This is a genomic window from Janthinobacterium sp. SUN137, from assembly GCF_030587265.1.
Classification (GTDB): domain Bacteria; phylum Pseudomonadota; class Gammaproteobacteria; order Burkholderiales; family Burkholderiaceae_D; genus Janthinobacterium; species Janthinobacterium kumbetense.
The window spans coordinates 200,305-215,136 of record NZ_JAPWHZ010000004.1; the positions used below are offsets into that span (position 1 = coordinate 200,305).

At 62.9% G+C, this 14,832-nt stretch carries 15 protein-coding genes and 1 tRNA gene; 7 read left to right on the top strand and 9 right to left on the bottom strand.

Annotation, left to right across the window (positions count from 1 at the left end):
• Positions 1 to 2: 2 nt before the first annotated feature.
• Both slmA and O3298_RS21330 read right to left on the bottom strand, forming a co-directional pair.
• Entirely contained in the window at positions 3 to 578 is a 576-nt protein-coding gene (gene slmA / locus O3298_RS21325) for a nucleoid occlusion factor SlmA (RefSeq protein ID WP_099665918.1), read from the bottom strand.
• A gap of 102 nt (positions 579 to 680) precedes the next feature.
• Positions 681 to 1,415, bottom strand: a complete 735-nt coding sequence (locus O3298_RS21330; protein WP_305060492.1) for a pyrimidine 5'-nucleotidase — start codon at positions 1,413 to 1,415, stop codon at positions 681 to 683.
• A gap of 95 nt (positions 1,416 to 1,510) precedes the next feature.
• Between O3298_RS21330 and O3298_RS21335 the strand changes: the two genes are divergently transcribed.
• The gene (locus tag O3298_RS21335; RefSeq protein ID WP_305056489.1) at positions 1,511 to 2,380 is read left to right on the top strand and encodes a TraB/GumN family protein; all 870 of its coding nucleotides are present in this window, start codon (positions 1,511 to 1,513) and stop codon (positions 2,378 to 2,380) included.
• 145 nt (positions 2,381 to 2,525) lie between these two features.
• Here the strand turns inward: O3298_RS21335 and O3298_RS21340 are convergent.
• A tRNA-Thr gene (locus tag O3298_RS21340) sits at positions 2,526 to 2,600 on the bottom strand.
• Between the two features lie 65 nt (positions 2,601 to 2,665).
• Complete coding sequence (gene argB / locus O3298_RS21345) at positions 2,666 to 3,559, bottom strand: acetylglutamate kinase (RefSeq protein ID WP_010393729.1); 894 nt, start codon at positions 3,557 to 3,559, stop codon at positions 2,666 to 2,668.
• 231 nt (positions 3,560 to 3,790) lie between these two features.
• Here argB and O3298_RS21350 point away from each other — a divergent pair, with 231 nt between their 5' ends.
• The 3 genes from O3298_RS21350 (at position 3,791) to O3298_RS21360 (ending at position 8,323) form a co-directional block, all read left to right on the top strand.
• Positions 3,791 to 3,988 (top strand): cysteine-rich CWC family protein, encoded by a 198-nt coding sequence (locus O3298_RS21350; RefSeq protein ID WP_305060493.1) that lies wholly within the window; start codon positions 3,791 to 3,793, stop codon positions 3,986 to 3,988.
• Positions 3,989 to 4,083: 95 nt separating this feature from the next.
• Positions 4,084 to 7,140: a response regulator gene (locus tag O3298_RS21355; protein WP_289918671.1), complete on the top strand. Its 3,057-nt coding sequence runs from the start codon at positions 4,084 to 4,086 to the stop codon at positions 7,138 to 7,140.
• Between the two features lie 31 nt (positions 7,141 to 7,171).
• The gene (locus tag O3298_RS21360) at positions 7,172 to 8,323 is read left to right on the top strand and encodes a two-component system response regulator (protein ID WP_305060494.1); all 1,152 of its coding nucleotides are present in this window, start codon (positions 7,172 to 7,174) and stop codon (positions 8,321 to 8,323) included.
• Here O3298_RS21360 and O3298_RS21365 read toward each other — a convergent pair.
• Entirely contained in the window at positions 8,316 to 9,557 is a 1,242-nt protein-coding gene (locus tag O3298_RS21365) for a PHB depolymerase family esterase (protein ID WP_305060495.1), read from the bottom strand. The genes O3298_RS21360 and O3298_RS21365 overlap by 8 nt on opposite strands.
• A 54-nt stretch (positions 9,558 to 9,611) precedes the next feature.
• Entirely contained in the window at positions 9,612 to 10,025 is a 414-nt protein-coding gene (locus O3298_RS21370; protein ID WP_289899651.1) for a CopG family transcriptional regulator, read from the bottom strand.
• A gap of 277 nt (positions 10,026 to 10,302) precedes the next feature.
• Between O3298_RS21370 and O3298_RS21375 the strand changes: the two genes are divergently transcribed.
• The 3 genes from O3298_RS21375 to O3298_RS21385 all read left to right on the top strand — a co-directional run bounded on the left by O3298_RS21375 (position 10,303) and on the right by O3298_RS21385 (position 12,514).
• Positions 10,303 to 10,530, top strand: coding sequence for a DUF1289 domain-containing protein (locus O3298_RS21375; protein WP_354670195.1), 228 nt, complete (start codon positions 10,303 to 10,305; stop codon positions 10,528 to 10,530).
• Positions 10,531 to 10,538: 8 nt separating this feature from the next.
• Positions 10,539 to 11,462, top strand: coding sequence for an MBL fold metallo-hydrolase (locus tag O3298_RS21380; RefSeq protein WP_289918665.1), 924 nt, complete (start codon positions 10,539 to 10,541; stop codon positions 11,460 to 11,462).
• A 98-nt stretch (positions 11,463 to 11,560) separates the two neighbouring features.
• Positions 11,561 to 12,514, top strand: coding sequence for a nitronate monooxygenase family protein (locus O3298_RS21385; protein ID WP_289912532.1), 954 nt, complete (start codon positions 11,561 to 11,563; stop codon positions 12,512 to 12,514).
• A 48-nt stretch (positions 12,515 to 12,562) separates the two neighbouring features.
• Here the strand turns inward: O3298_RS21385 and O3298_RS21390 are convergent, their stop codons facing one another.
• From O3298_RS21390 to O3298_RS21400, 3 genes are all read right to left on the bottom strand, one after another.
• Entirely contained in the window at positions 12,563 to 13,144 is a 582-nt protein-coding gene (locus O3298_RS21390) for a hypoxanthine-guanine phosphoribosyltransferase (protein WP_099377742.1), read from the bottom strand.
• 63 nt (positions 13,145 to 13,207) lie between these two features.
• On the bottom strand, positions 13,208 to 14,464 hold the full coding sequence (locus O3298_RS21395; RefSeq protein WP_099665908.1) for a phenylacetate--CoA ligase family protein: 1,257 nt from the start codon (positions 14,462 to 14,464) through the stop codon (positions 13,208 to 13,210).
• Positions 14,461 to 14,820, bottom strand: a complete 360-nt coding sequence (locus O3298_RS21400) for an MmcQ/YjbR family DNA-binding protein (protein ID WP_305060496.1) — start codon at positions 14,818 to 14,820, stop codon at positions 14,461 to 14,463. Before O3298_RS21400 ends, O3298_RS21395 begins: the two co-directional genes overlap by 4 nt.
• Positions 14,821 to 14,832 lie beyond the last annotated feature (12 nt).

The following is a 14,832-nucleotide window of genomic DNA, read 5'->3' on the forward strand; positions in this document are numbered from 1 at the left end:
ACTTACCCCAGCAGCATGGCGATTTGCAGCGCCGCTTCCTGGGAGGGATTGATCTTGAAACCGCTCTTGGCGTAGCGGTGCCAGCGTCCGATGACGAAGCCGACGATCAGGGTGGCGCGCGCCGCCACTTCGCTTTCCTTGCCATGGCCTTCGGCGGCAGCCACGCGCAAGGCCTGCTTGAGCGCCAGTTCCACGCGGTCGTAGAACTGGTTCATGCGCACTTGCAGGCGCTCGTCCTCATTGACCAGTGCATCGCCGATCAATACGCGTGTCATGCCCGGATTGCTGATGGCGAAATTGAGCAGCATGCCGACGATGTCGCGCGTTTGCGTCATGCCGTCGCTGTGCTTTTCCGCGATCTGGTTGATCAGGCCGAAAACGCTCGACTCGATGAATTCGATCAGCCCTTCGAACATTTGCGCCTTGCTGGCGAAATGACGGTACAGGGCCGCTTCCGACACGGCCAGTCTGGCCGCCAGTGCGGCAGTGGTGATCTTTTCGCCTTTCGGCTGCTCCAGCATTGCGGCGAGGGCCTGAAGAATTTGTAGCCTGCGTTGGCCCGGCGGTGTGCTTGCCATATTTTCTCTTGTCGTTAAAAAAAATGCTGCCTTGATGGGGAGGTCCGTCACCGCCGCTAGCGGTGCGGCTTCCGGCGTCAACCGGAAGCCCAGGAGTCCCCTTCAACGCAGACGGTGAAGGCGGCGTGCCAAATGCCGGACAGATTTTACTTTGACATCGACGTAAGCGGGGCGATTTAACGCCTTGGGCAACTTCGCCACGCCGATCGGATCCGCCATTTTCAGGTATTGCGTGACCCATGCCGTGCGCAGGCCCAGTTTTTTCGCGCCCTTCAGGTTGGCCAGGGTGTCTTCCACCAGGATGCAGCGGCCAGGGCGGATCTGGTGCTTGCGCATCAGTTTGTGCAGCATCAGGGTCGATGGCTTGGGCCGCAGCTGGCGGTGCACATGCATCGCCTCGATGGCGATATGCTGCGAAAAATGCTGGCGCAAGCCCAGGTGGCGCATCACGTCGCTCGAATAGCGCAGCGGCGCGTTGGTGAGTAAAATTTTACGGCCAGGCAGGCGTTTGAGTAAAGCCCCCAGTCCCCGCTCGGCGCGTATCATGGTGCGCAAATCGTCGAATGCATGCGTCTCGTGCAAAAAATGCGCTGCCTGTACCTGATGGTGCTTGACCATGCCCAGCAAGGTGGCGCCATAGCGGCGCCAGTAGGCCGCGCGCGCCGCATTGACGATGGCGTCGTCGGCCGGCGTCACGCCGTCGCCCAGCACGCGGGCAATATACGTGTTCATATTGGCCGTGATGGTGGGGAAGATGGCGTGCGAGGCATTGTGCAGCGTGTTGTCGAGGTCAAACAGCCAGACCGGCGACGAGCGGTTAAGATGGGACACAGGCACAGGAGTCTTTAGGCAAGATGATAAGCAAGATGAAAAATTCAACAATCAGGAAAACCATGCGACGCCAGATTATAGTGATGTTTTGCGGATTATTCTTGCTGCCGTTGCCGGCGGCCTTTGCCGAAGCGCCACCCGCAGCGCAAAACCGGGGCGCCCTGTTCAAGGTGCAGGACGCCAGCCACACCCTGTATCTGTTCGGCACCATCCACGTCGGCGCGCCCGATTTTTATCCGCTCGAGCCGACCGTGACGCAGGCGCTGCACCAGGCTGGCGCGCTGGCGCTGGAGATCGATCCCGGCGCCGACCCGCGCGCCGCCCTGAGCGCCGTGCTGAAGTACGGCATGGAAGCGCCGGGCAGCCAAGTGCCGCTTGATTGCCGCCAGATCCTGGCCCCGCGCCTGGCCCCGCTGTTGCAAAAATACGGCATTCCAGCCGAGTCGGTGGCGCCGATGAAGCCGTGGATGCTGGCCAGCATGCTGGCCATCGGCGAGTTTTCCACGCTCGGCTACCGCTCCGACCTGGCCGTCGACAATTATCTGTCGCAGCAGGCCAAGGCGCGCAAGATCCCCGTGGTGGAACTTGAGTCGATGGAAGGCCAGATGGCGCTGTTCGGCGCCATGTCGCCGGCCGACCAGTGCCGTTTCCTGGAAGACGGCGTGGCGTCGATCGAGGACCAGGAACAAAGCCAGGAAGCGCGCGAGATCGCCAACGCCTGGCGCACGGCCGACGCGGCGGCCTTCGACAGGTTGGCCGCCAAGGCAGCGACAGACCCGTCGTTCGCCGCCCAGTTCGTGCAAAAGGTGTTGCTGGATGGCCGCAACCCCGCCCTGGCCGACGGCATCGCCAGGTTGCTGGCGCGCGAAAAGTCCAGCCTGGCTGCCATCGGCGTGCTGCATCTGGTGGGCACGAAAAGCGTTCCGGATTTATTGCGTCAGAAGGGCTTGAAGGTCGAGCGGGTGTATTGAACTGGTGGCTTAGCCGCGCAACCAACGGCGGCAGAGCAGATGGAAAAGTGTTCAGGGCAAGGCGCCTAGCCGAAGACAGTACGCATGTACGGCGAGGCGAGGCAACGCAGCCATGGACATTTTTTCAGCTGCGGGGAAAGGATACTGGTGCCCTTGACGTGGATCGAACACGTGGCCTCTCCCTTACCAAGGGAGTGCTCTACCACTGAGCTACAAGGGCAAATTAAAAGCGGCGCCAGGTGATCTGCGCCGCCAAACTACTCGCTGTGATGCATTGCGATTTTTTTAGTGCGAACGGATCATAGTACCAAAAGCTTGCTCGGTCAACACTTCCAGCAATAATGAGTGTTCGATGCGGCCGTCGATGATGTGCACCGTGTTCACGCCGGACTTGGCGGCGTCGAGTGCGGACGAGATCTTCGGCAGCATGCCGCCCGAGATCGTGCCGTCGGCGAACATCTCGTCGATTTCGCGCGCCGACAGGTCGGTCACCAGGTTGCCCTGCTTGTCCTGGACGCCGGCGATGTTGGTCATCATGATCAGCTTTTCCGCTTTCAGGATTTCCGCGATCTTGCCGGCTACCACGTCGGCGTTGATGTTGTAGGCCTGGCCATCCTGGCCGAAACCGATCGGCGAGATGATGGGAATGAAGGCGTCGTCCTGCAGCGCCTTGACGACGGCCGGGTTGATCGCGTCGATCTCGCCGACGAAGCCGATGTCGAGGAATTCGCCCGGATGTTCGCGGTCCGGCATCTGCATCTTGCGCGCGCGGATCAAGCCGCCATCCTTGCCCGTCAGGCCCACGGCCTGGCCGCCGTAATGGTTGATCAGCATGACGATATCCTGCTGCACTTCGCCGCCCAGCACCCACTCCACCACTTCCATGGTTTCTTCATCGGTGATGCGCATGCCTTGCACGAAGGTGCCTTGCTTGCCGATTTTTTTCAGCGCGTTGTCGATCTGCGGTCCGCCGCCGTGCACCACGACCGGGTTCATGCCGACCAGCTTGAGCAGGATGACGTCGCGCGCGAAGCCGTGCTTCAGGCGTTCGTCCGTCATGGCATTGCCACCGTACTTGATGACGATGGTCTTGCCATGGAAATTGCGGATGTAGGGCAGGGCCTCGGCCAGAATCTGCGCCTTGATTTGTGGCGACACCGCCGTCAAGTCGTCATTCATGTCCAGGTTCAAGTTAGCTAGTTGATTCATGGCGAGTCCGGAAAATAGATTTGTGGGATTTTACAGGGAAGAAGAAAATCTTGGAGGCATTATAGGGCGATCTTGTTGTATTTTCCCTGATGATCCTATAGTCTGGCCCGATATGCCCCCCAGCCAGCCCTTTTACTGCCAGTTACATCTGCGTCGCATCCCGGCGCGGCAGGACACACACTTGCCAATTCAAACACAGCCATGAGCGTATGCAGCCTGTGCGGCGCCACCTTCCAATGCGGCCAGCTTGATCCGGACGCCAAGGAACCCTGCTGGTGCGTGGCCCTGCCGCCGGCCGTTCCCGTGCCCGGTAGCGCTGCCGTGGGCTGCTGGTGCCCCGCCTGCCTGCAAGAGCGCATCGCCGCCTTGACCCCTCCGGCAGCAACGCCAGCCAGATAAGCGCATCGGCGCGCTTTTTCCTTTGCAAAAGACCTTGCATTTTGTAGGGGAATACGTTCAGACTTCGATTTTCAAGAATTTCTTACAGGAAAGTTATGCGCTTCAGGGATATCCGCATCGGCGTGCGCATCAATGCCGGTTATGCCATTTTGATCGTGCTGATGCTGGTCGTCATCGTCCTGGCGGGGAGCCGCATCTATGCCATCCGCGCCGAGACCGACGATATCCTGCAGCGCGACTGGGTCGCCGCCAAGGCTACCAGCAAGATCCATGGACTGGCGCGCGAGGCGGCCACGCGCATCGGCAACCTGCCGAGCCAGCACGAGCCGGCGCTGCGCCAGGCGAACCAGGCGCGCCTGGAGGCGATCAAGCAGGGCATCGATGAGCAGGTGCGCATCCTCGACGGTCTCGATGCGCGGCCCGAGGAACGGCGCCTGCTGGAACAGATGCACCTGGCGCGCGCCGACTACTACGTGTCGCTCAAGACGATGTTCGAACTGGTCGAGCGCGGCGAGGATGCCCGCGCCGAGCAGGCCATGCAGACGCAGACCTTGCCGGTGCTGGAAAAAGTGCTGCTGTACGTGAGCCAGCTCGATGACTTGCAGCAGCAGCTGATCCGCGACAGCGCGGCCCGGATACGCAACGACATCGATACCTCGCTGCTGCTGATGGGCGGCATCGGCCTGGCAGCCCTGCTGACCGGTCTCGCCTTTGCCTGGTCGGCGCGCTCGATCACGCGTCCGCTGGGCGAGGCGGTGGCGATCGCCACGCGCGTGGCCAACGGCGACCTCAGTTCCGTCATCGAAGTAACGTCGCGCGACGAGACGGGCGAATTGCTGCAGGCGCTCAAGGACATGAGCACCAGCCTGGCCGTCGAGCAGGACCTGCGCCACGCCGTCGAAGTGGCCGAGGATGCGACCAAGATGAAGTCGGACTTCCTGGCCAATATGTCGCACGAGATCCGCACGCCGATGAACGGCATCATCGGCATGACCCATCTGGCGCTGCAGACGGACCTCACGTCGACCCAGCGCAATTACCTGGAGAAGGTGGAATCGGCTTCGAAGAACCTGCTGGCCATCATCGACGACATCCTCGATTTCTCGAAGATCGAGGCGGGCAAGATGGCCTTTGAAAAAGTCGATTTCTTCCTCGAGGACGTGCTGGCGCAGATCGCCGACCTTTCCGTGATGCGCGCCCAGGACAAGGGGCTCGAACTGCTGTTCGACATCGCCCCCGATGTGCCGAACGCCTTGCAGGGGGACCCGCTGCGCCTGGGCCAGGTGCTGATCAACCTGACCAACAACGCGATCAAGTTTACGGACAAGGGCGAGATCGTCGTCAGCATCCGCCTGCAGCAGCTGGAAGAACATGCGGCTGTCTTGCGCGTGGATGTGCGCGACACGGGTATCGGCCTCACGCCGCCCCAGCGCAGCAAATTGTTCCAGGCCTTTACCCAGGCCGACACCTCGACCACGCGCCACCATGGCGGCACGGGCCTGGGACTGACCATCAGCAAGCGCCTGGTGGAAATGATGGAAGGCGAGATCGACCTGGTCAGCGAAGCGGGCGTGGGCAGCACCTTCTTCTTCACGGCCCGCTTCGGCCTGGCCGCCGTGCCGCGCGACAGCCTGTCGCAACTGCAGCATCAGCAGCAATTCCAGGGCCTGCGCGTGCTGGTGGTCGATGACAACCCCAGCGCGCGTGAAATCTTCGTCAGCATGCTGACGGCGCTGGGCTTCGAAGCGCGTGCCGTGTCTGGCGGCGTGCTGGCCATCGGCGCCGTGGCGCAGGCGCGCGCCGAGGGGCGAGGGTACGGACTGGTGCTGATGGACTGGAAAATGCCGGGCATGAACGGCCTCGATACCCTGGCCGGCATCCGCGCCGATGCCGCCGGCATCGATGCGACGCCGGCCTGCATCATGGTCACGGCCTTCCATCGCGAAGCGCTGCTGGAGGCGGCGCGCCAGCGGGACTTGCCGTTCGACGGCGTATTGAACAAGCCGGTCAGCGCCTCGACCCTGCTCGACCAGATATCGTTCGTGTTTGGCGGCGTGACGGGGCAGAGCCGCAAGACGCAGCGCCAGAGCAGCTACCGCGACGACGAACGCGCCTTGCGCGGCGCCTGGCTGCTGCTGGTGGAAGACAATGAGGTCAACCAGGAAGTGGCGCAGCATATTCTCAACGACGCCGGCATCCGCGTCGACATCGCGGGCAATGGCGCCATCGCGCTGGCGAAGATCGAGGAAAACGCCTATGACGGCGTGCTGATGGATTGCCAGATGCCTGTGATGGATGGCTACCAGGCGACGCGCAAGCTGCGCCAGGATCCCCGTTATTCGAATTTGCCCGTGATCGCCATGACGGCCAATGCCATGGTGGGCGACAAGGAAAAATGCCTGGATGCCGGCATGAACGATTTCATCGCCAAGCCGATCGACGTGGCGCAGTTGTTCGGCACCCTGGCGCGCTGGATCGCGCCGGCCACGCCGCAGGCAATGACGGCGGTGGTGGCGCAGCCGGAAGCGGAATTGCCCGTGATCGCCGGCCTGAAAATGGCGGAAGCCATGCGTCGCGTGGGCGGCAATGCCGTTTTGATGCGAAAATTGCTGGACCGTTTTGTGGAAACCCAGTTCGACGCCATGCAGCGCATCGTTGCCGCCATCGAGAACAACCAGCTCGAGACGGCGATCCGCGAAGCGCATACCCTGAAGGGCCTGGCCGGCAATATCGGCGCCGGCGGCCTGGCCGACAGCGCCGCGCGGGTCGAGCACTTGCTCAGCCTGGGTTCGCACGACGGCTTGCCGCAGGCGCTGGCCGCCTGCACCCTGGCGCTCGACGAGCTGGTGCCGAAGATCGTGCTGGCCATGCAGTCGCGCGGTAATGTGGCCGAGGCGGGCGGCGCGGCGGTGGCGCCAGTGGCGGCGGTGGACCGGGCGCACCTGGAAGCGGGCTTGCGCGAATTGTCGCAGCTGCTGCTGCAGGACGATGCGCAGGCCGTCAAGCACTTGGACGGTATCGGCCCGGTGCTGGTCGCGGCCGGGCAGGCGGAACACGCGCGCCAGTTGAAGCGCATGCTGGGACAATACGATTTCGAAGGTGCGCTGGCGCAGCTGGGCGAGGTAGCCGATGCGCTGGAGCTGACACTGTGACAAGGATAACTATGCAGAGCGAAGGACGGGCATGAGAGCGCCGGCAAGCAAGCCAACCATTCTGGTGGTCGACGACACGCCAGACAATATCGACCTGCTGCGCGCGGTGCTGGAAGACGATTACCGCACCAAGATCGCCGTTAATGGCGAACGCGCCCTGAAGATCGCCGCCGGCAGTGACCAGCCCGACCTGATCCTGCTCGACATCATGATGCCGGGCATGAGCGGCTACGACGTGTGCCGCGCGCTGAAGGCCGATCCTGCCACGGCTGCCATTCCCGTGATTTTTGTCACCGCCATGAGCGAAGTGGCCGACGAGCAGCTGGGCCTGGCCTTGGGCGCCGTCGACTACATCACCAAGCCGATTTCGGCGCCCATCGTGCTGGCGCGCATCAAGACGCAACTGGCGATGAAGCAGATGCAGGATTTCTTGCGCGACCAGAACCAGTATTTGGAAACGGAAGTGGAGCGCCGCGTGCAGGAAGTGGCGGCGCTGCAGGACGTCACGATCCACGCCATGGCTTCGCTGGCCGAGACGCGCGACAGCGAGACGGGCAACCATATCCGCCGCACCTCGCACTACCTGAAAGCGCTGGCCGAGAAAGTGCGCGGCCTGCCGCGCTTCCGCGATTTTTTGACGGACAAGAATATCGAACTGCTGTTCAAGACGGCGCCGCTGCACGATATCGGCAAGGTGGGCATTCCCGACCATATCCTGCTCAAGCCGGGCCGTTTCGAGCCGCACGAAATGGCCATCATGAAGACGCACACCACGCTTGGGCGCGATGCCATCCTGGCGGCCGAGCACGAGCTGGGCATCGAGGTCGATTTCCTCAAGTACGCCAAGGAGATCGCCTACAGCCATCATGAAAAATGGGATGGCAGCGGCTACCCGCAAGGCCTGGCTGGCGAAGCCATCCCGATTTCGGCGCGCCTGATGGCGCTGGCCGACGTGTATGACGCCCTGATCAGCCGGCGCATCTACAAGCAGGGCATGGACCATGCGCAGGCCGTGCAGATTATCGTCGAGGGGCGCGGTTCGCATTTCGACGCCGAGATCGTCGACGCCTTCCTGCAGATCCAGGACCAGTTCATCGCCATCTCCCACCGCTATGCCGATGGCGTGTGCGAGATCGCCGACAAGCAGCGGCAGATCGCACCCTTCGCCGAGAACATCAGCTGACTGTCTTGAAGAAGCGCAGCATCTCGCGGCTGGCGTCCGGCCCTTTGCCGTCCGTATAACTGCCGTTATCGCTGCCGCCGGACCAGGCATGGCCGGCGCCGTGGATGACCCAGTGTTCGCCCAGCGGCGAGCCATCGGCCTGGCTGTGCGTGGTGCGCGTGTAGCGGTGGCCATTCGGCACGCTGCCATCGACGGAAGCGGCTTTGGCCGCCTTGCCGCCCGCCTGGCTGCGCACGCCCTGGGCGATCAGTTCATCGCCATTGCGCGGGTTGACGGTGGTGTCGCGGTCGCCGTGGAAAACGATGATGGGCACGCCGCCCGCCGGCGCCTTGCGCTGGGCATTGGGCATGGCACCGCCCTTCATGGCGGCCAGCGCCGACGGCAAGTCCTGCGCCGAAGCGAAGGGCAGACCCGAATGCACGCCGACAGCGGCAAACAGGTCGGGGTACAGGGTGCCGACGATGACGGCCATGGCGCCGCCCGCCGACAGGCCGGCGACAAACACTTCGCGCTCGTTGACCGGGTAGTCGTCGATGACTTGCCGGGCGATGCCGGCGATCAGCGACGGTTCGCCCTGGTCGCGCTGCTGGTCGATGGCGTTGAACCAGTTCCAGCAACGCGAACTGTTGGCGCCCTGCGTCTGCGCCGGGTAGACGACAAAACACTCCTTTTCTTCTGCCAGCGCATTCATTTGCGTGCCGGCGGCAAAATCGTCGGGATTTTGCGTGCAGCCGTGCAGCATCACGATCAGCGGCATGGCCTGGCCATGATAGCTGCTGGGGATATACAGCTTGTACGAACGCGTGCCCGCATGGTTGCGGTACACGCCGTCGATGAATTGCGCGCCGGCGGGTATCTCCGCTGGCGTGGCGGCCGGCGCGTTGAAGCCGGACGGGTGGAAGTTTGGCAGCTCGAAGCTGGGCATGTCGAAGCTGTGCTGGCCCAGGCCTGCCGGCACGCCCAGGCGCGCCATGAAATCCTGCGCGAAGTCCTGCGCCGCCTGCGCTGGTGTGGGGGGCGCGGCGTCAGCTTGCGGTTGCGCTGCCGCAGATGGTGGCGCAGGTGGCTGATTGATATCGCGCATCGGCGGCTGCTGTGTGGACGCCGCCTGCGGCGCCAGGCCGGCGGCGGACAGCGCCTGCTGGATCGCTTCGGTGGCGGCGGCGGGACCGCTGCCCAACAGATTGCGGGTTGCGGCGCGCATCTGCGCCAACATGTTGAGAGGTAGTTTCATGACCATCCTTAACGGTGCCGCGCATCGGCCGGGTCATCGCCGCGAACCAATACGCTAGTGAATTCGCCCTGCGAGCGCCGTCTTGACGACGGTGCTGGCGTGCAGGGCACCTAATACGAAGATCGACTCGATGGTGGCCAGTGCCAGCTCCACGGAGACGTCGCTGGCGATGCTGGCCAGTCCCAGCACCTGTATCTGCAGGCGCTGGCCGGCTGCCTGGATCGCTTCCAGGTCGGCGCGCGAATAATGCTGCATGCCCAATACCAGGCTTTTACGGGCGACGGTTTGTTTCACCACGTCGGCGTGCGTATTGAGTTGATTGCGTATGGCCGTACGGATCAGATCCGTGCGGTTGGAATAAAATCCCTCCTGGACCAGCAGATCGATCTGCCCCAGGTCGATCAAGCCGAGGTTGATCGTGATTTTCTCGGATTCCCCAATTTTGGGCTTGCTGTCTTGCTTGGCCATATCTCTCCAAAAACTCCACGTGGCATCCAATTGCCATCTGTATGGATGGTAGTATAGTTCTGAAATATCTCAAGTCAAGCAGGATCTGGCCTGATCACGCTGTAGGACGGGCTCCCGCAGAGTGAGACGGGGCATAAAATAAATTTCTAAAAGATATATTTTTGATTATTTTTTCATCGGAAAATATGTTGACAGTGTCATTGCAGGGCGATGCCGCCGACTCGCCGGCGTGGTTTCGCGGCATAATGAAAGCCTTCACGTTTACCGATGCCGCTCCATGATGGTCGATACTCCGCCAGCCGTTCCGCTCCCCTTGCCGTCGCCGGTACCGTCGCCCTGCGTCAGCCTGTGCAAGATGAACCGCGGCAGCGGCTTGTGCGAAGGCTGCCTGCGCACGCTCGACGAGATCATCGCCTGGAGCAAGGCCGACGACGACTTCAAGCGCGCCGTGTTGGCCGAATTGCCTGGACGCGAATCCTTGCTCGACTTCGAGCCCGATTACTGAGGAAGCCCATGCCGCGATCGCCAGCGCTGTTCCCCGATTCCATTCAGGTGTTCGAACGCGGCTGGCTGTCGTCGAATAACATCCTGGTCCAGGGCAGGGACGACACGGCCCTGATCGACAGCGGCTATGTCACGCATGCACCGCAAACCCTGGCCCTGCTGCGCCACAGCCTGGCAGGCCGGCCGCTGGACCGCTTGTTCAATACGCACCTGCACTCCGACCATTGCGGCGGCAACGCGCTGCTGCAAGCCGAATACGGCTGCCATACGGCCATTCCCGTATCGGAAGCGGACAAGGTGCGCGCCTGGGATGTCGATGCCCTCAGCTTCCAGGCCACGGGCCAGCAGTGCCCGCGCTTCGGCTTTGACGCCACCGTCTCGCCCGGCGACACGTTGACCCTGGCCGACTTGGCCTGGCAGGCGCTGGGCGCACCGGGCCACGACCCGCACTCGCTGATTTTTTACTGCGGCCAGGAGGGCATCTTGATCTCCGCCGACGCGCTGTGGGAAAACGGCTTCGGCGTGATCTTTCCTGAACTCGATGGCGGCTCCGGCTTTCTGGAAGCGCGTGCCACCCTGGACCTGATCGCCAGCCTGGACGTGCGCGTGGTGATCCCCGGCCACGGGCGGCCATTCACGGATGCCGCCGGCGCCCTGCAGCGCGCGTATTCGCGCCTCGATTACCTGGCGTCCGATCCCGTGCGCAATGCGCAGAACGCCGTGAAGGTGCTGCTGAAATTCCTGCTGCTGGAACGCCAGCGCATCGCCCTCGCCGAGATACCGGCCCTGCTGCGCGGCATGCCAATCTTCGAAGAAGCCAACCGGCGCTTTCTGCGCCAGGAGGCGGCCGCGCTGGCCGAATGGGCCGTGTCCCAGCTGGTGAGGGCCGTAGCGGCGCGCGTCGAGGGTGAGTACTTGCTCAACGAGGGTTGAAGCGGCGGTGCGATAAATTCAGCACGATCGTACTTTTTCTGCACTATAATCAACGTTCAGTGTTTTTTACGTCCGATCAACTTTCCAGCGAGTCCGCCATGGCATTGCCTGTTGCGTTGCAAAACCTCTCCTTACCCGTTATCGCCTCGCCGATGTTCATCGCCAGCGGCCCGGCCCTCGTCGCGGCGCAGTGCAAGGCCGGTATCGTCGGTTCCTTCCCGGCCCTGAATGCTCGTCCCGCTGAATTGCTCGACACGTGGCTGACGGACTTGCAGGCCGAGCTGGCCGCTTTCCAGGCCGCCAACCCGGACAAGAAAGTCGGGCCGATCGCTGTCAACCAGATCGTGCACCAGTCGAACGACCGCCTCGCGCACGACGTGGCAGTGTGCGTGAAACACCAGATCCCCATCATCATTTCCTCGTTGCGCGCGCCGCCCAAGGAAATGCTCGATGCTATCCACAGCTATGGCGGCATCGTGCTGCATGACGTGATTTCGATCCGGCACGCGAAAAAGGCGCTGGAAGCGGGTGTCGATGGCTTGATCCTGGTCGCCAGCGGCGCCGGTGGCCACGCGGGCACCCTGTCGCCGTTCGCGCTGGTGGGCGAGGTGCGCAAATTCTTCGACGGCCCGCTGGCGTTGTCCGGTTCCATCGCCACGGGCGACGCCGTGCTGGCCGCGCAAGCGATGGGCGCCGACTTTGCCTACATCGGCTCGCGCTGGCTGGCGACCAAGGAATCGAACGTCAGCGACGGCTACCGCGACGCCATCGTCGATTCCAGCGCGGCGGACATCGTCTACACGAACCTGTTTACGGGCGTACACGGTAACTACCTGAAAAAATCGATCGAAGCGGCCGGACTCGATCCGGAAGCCTTGCCCGAAGCGGACAAGAGCGCGATGAATTTCGGCTCGGGCAGCGCCAAGGCCTGGCGCGACATCTGGGGCGCGGGGCAGGGCGTGGGCTTGATGGATGACGTGCCGAGCGTGGAAGAGATGGTGGCGCGCCTGAAAGCCGAATACGATGCGGCGCGCGCGCGGTTGAAGCTGTAACTCTGCTGCTGCCGGATGACGCGGCATGCCGCGTCATCCAAGCCATCCTTATTCCTGCTTCAAATCCTCGGGCTTGATGGCCCACAGGCCCGGCAGGTTGCGCCAGTAGCCATAGGCATCCATGCCGAAGCCGACGACGAAGCGGTTCGGGATCACCAGGCCGACGATGTCGGCTTGAACCGGTTTTTTCTTGCCGATGGCCTTGTCGGCAAATACGGCCAGGATGACTTCCGAGGCGCCCATGTCCAGCAGGCGCTGCTTGACGTGTGCCAGGGTTTCGCCTTCGTCGAGAATATCGTCGAGCACGATGACGGTGCGGCCCGCTACATTCGAGCGGGGGATGACTTTCCACACCACTTCGCCACCCTTGTCATCGTCGCCGTAGCGGCTCACGTGGATGTAGTCGAATTCGAGCGGAAAGCTCAGTTGCGGCAGCAGGTTGCCCGTAAATACGACGGCGCCGCCCATCACGCCCAGCACCAGCGGGAACTCTTTCGAATCCTCGGCGTTGAAACGCGTGTTGAGCACATCGGCCATGCGCGTGATCGACGCCTGCACGGCGTCTTGGTCGAACAGCAGTTCCGCGTTCTTGATCAGGTCACGGGCACGGTTGTGATGAAATTCTTGCATGGACTCTTGCATGGCGATGAATGGGGCTGATGGTCAATGCCGGTATTATCCCGCAAATCGGCCTTATTTGTAATCGCGCATGTCGTCGATGATTTTCCCATCCTGCGCCAGGCTGCCCACGGCCACGAGCACCACGTCGCCGCGCAGCTTGGTCAGTTCGCGGATCGAGCCGATGATGGCTTCGGTGCCGCTGGTGTCGAGCGGATCGTCGACTTCGCAATGCAAAGTCATCTCGTCGTTGGCCATGCGCCCCGATACCACCAGCCGTGCTTTTTTGATGTGCGGGTGGCGGCGTGCAATTTCATGCACCTGCGACGGATGCACGAACATGGCGCGCACCTTGGTGGTTTGATCCGCGCGCCCCATCCAGCCCTTGATGCGCGTATTCGTGCGGCCGCACGGCGACTCCGGCGCGTTCGTCAGCACGGCGGACAAGTCTCCCGTGGCGAAGCGGATCAGCGGGTAGTCGGCATTGAAGACGGTGACGACCACTTCGCCTACTTCGCCCGGCGCGACGGGAATGCCGCTGCCCGGATGGACGATTTCCAGCAGCACGTTTTCGTCAACGACCATGCCGGGATTGAGCTTGCCATTGCTGGCCGTTTCATAGGCGATGCTGCCGATGTCGGCCGAGGCATAGGTCTGAAACACGTGCGGCACGCCATTTTCGGCAAACCAGCTGCGCAAGGATTCAGGCAAGGCTTCCGCGCCCATCACGGCCTTGGTGACGCTGCTGATGTCGGCGCCCATTTCGCGCGCCTTCTCGATGATCAGTTTCAGGAATGACGGCGTGCCGATATACGTGTCGGGCTTCAGGTCGACCATCGCCTGCACCTGCATTTCCGTCTGGCCGATGCCGGCCGGGATGACGGTGCAGCCGATGCGCGCGGCGCCGCCTTCGACCATGAAGGCGGCCGGCGTGAAGTGGTACGAAAAGCAGTTTTGCAGCAAGCCGCCGGCGCGCACGCCGGCTGCATACATGGGCCGCGCGAAGCGCCACCAGTCGGGGCCGCGGCCTTCGGGATCGAAGATGGGGCCGGGCGAGACGAACACGCGCGACAGGGCGTTTTTCGGCGTCGTGTTCAAGCCGCCGAACGGCAGTTGCGCGTGCTGCAACTGCTTGAGGTCGGACTTGCGCGTCACGGGCAGCTGCGCCAGCGCGGCGCGGCTGGTGATGTCGGCTGCGTTGACGCCATCGAGGATGCGGGCCCAGCCCGGCGCCTGTTGCGCGCGCGCGATCAGCTGCGGCAGGCCGGCCATCAATTCGCGTTCGCGCGCTTCGGGGGCGCGTGCTTCCAGACTGTCGAGCGTATCGGTCATGTTGCGGATTCTCCAATGTCACGTTGCATTTTTTTCGTCAGCCCCGCAACAATCAGGCTGTATGAGCGCTGCAGCAGGGCGGCCATTTCATCGTCGTCGAGGGCGTCGGGACTGGCGATATGCACCCACTTGGCCCGTGCCAGGTACGGCGCCGGGCGGATGCCGGGGCGGTCCGTCAATTCCAGGAAGCGTTCCGCATCGACCTTGAAGCTCATGCCGCGCGTGCTGTGCGCTTCCGCGCCGCACAGCGCGAACATCCGGCCGCCGACGCAAAACGCCAGCACGTTCGTCCATTTGATGTCTTGCGTCGCGCCGGGAAAGCCGCGGCACACTTGCTTCGCCCGTTCCAGGTCCATGCTTTGCTTCCC

Bases quoted from the DNA above. Each gene is read 5' to 3' on its own strand.
- argB (WP_010393729.1), bottom strand. From the start codon at position 3,559: ATGAATGACGACTTGACGGCGGTGTCGCCACAAATCAAGGCGCAGATT.
- O3298_RS21370 (WP_289899651.1), bottom strand. From the start codon at position 10,025: ATGGCCAAGCAAGACAGCAAGCCCAAAATTGGGGAATCCGAGAAAATC.
- O3298_RS21385 (WP_289912532.1), top strand. From the start codon at position 11,561: ATGGCATTGCCTGTTGCGTTGCAAAACCTCTCCTTACCCGTTATCGCC.
- O3298_RS21395 (WP_099665908.1), bottom strand. From the start codon at position 14,464: ATGACCGATACGCTCGACAGTCTGGAAGCACGCGCCCCCGAAGCGCGC.
- O3298_RS21380 (WP_289918665.1), top strand. From the start codon at position 10,539: ATGCCGCGATCGCCAGCGCTGTTCCCCGATTCCATTCAGGTGTTCGAA.
- slmA (WP_099665918.1), bottom strand. From the start codon at position 578: ATGGCAAGCACACCGCCGGGCCAACGCAGGCTACAAATTCTTCAGGCC.
- O3298_RS21390 (WP_099377742.1), bottom strand. From the start codon at position 13,144: ATGCAAGAATTTCATCACAACCGTGCCCGTGACCTGATCAAGAACGCG.
- O3298_RS21375 (WP_354670195.1), top strand. From the start codon at position 10,303: ATGATGGTCGATACTCCGCCAGCCGTTCCGCTCCCCTTGCCGTCGCCG.
- O3298_RS21355 (WP_289918671.1), top strand. From the start codon at position 4,084: ATGCGCTTCAGGGATATCCGCATCGGCGTGCGCATCAATGCCGGTTAT.
- O3298_RS21400 (WP_305060496.1), bottom strand. From the start codon at position 14,820: ATGGACCTGGAACGGGCGAAGCAAGTGTGCCGCGGCTTTCCCGGCGCG.
- O3298_RS21350 (WP_305060493.1), top strand. From the start codon at position 3,791: ATGAGCGTATGCAGCCTGTGCGGCGCCACCTTCCAATGCGGCCAGCTT.
- O3298_RS21360 (WP_305060494.1), top strand. From the start codon at position 7,172: ATGAGAGCGCCGGCAAGCAAGCCAACCATTCTGGTGGTCGACGACACG.
- O3298_RS21365 (WP_305060495.1), bottom strand. From the start codon at position 9,557: ATGAAACTACCTCTCAACATGTTGGCGCAGATGCGCGCCGCAACCCGC.